This is a genomic window from Thalassospira sp. UBA4513, from assembly GCF_002388495.1.
In the GTDB taxonomy this organism is placed as follows: domain Bacteria; phylum Pseudomonadota; class Alphaproteobacteria; order Rhodospirillales; family Thalassospiraceae; genus Thalassospira; species Thalassospira tepidiphila.
This window is the reverse complement of the sequence record NZ_DGMR01000001.1, coordinates 42,512-42,769: the sequence shown is the minus strand read 5'-3', so window position 1 is coordinate 42,769 and position 258 is coordinate 42,512. Positions and strand designations below refer to the sequence as shown.

The 258-nt window shown below is 58.5% G+C and carries 1 pseudogene; it reads right to left on the bottom strand.

The window, feature by feature from the left end:
* Positions 1-258, bottom strand: a pseudogene (locus B2T33_RS00225) (peptidylprolyl isomerase); the annotation flags it as partial.

Genomic DNA, 258 nt, shown 5'->3' with positions numbered 1-258 from the left:
CTGACCGAGATTTCCTCGTTCAGGTAGTTGAGATACTGCGCAAGGATGTCTTCGTTAAGGGCTTCCTTGAGCTCGTCATTTACCGGTGCGGCATCGGCGGTGTTGATGTCGGCGGCCTGAATTTCATCAAGCTTGACGATCATGACGTCTTCGCCGGTCTGGACGGCTTTGGCCTTGCCGTCTTCAAGGGTGAAGAGGGCAGCGGCAACCGCCGGGTTGACGTCATCTGCAAGGCCACGGCCGGTACGGCGGGTCAGG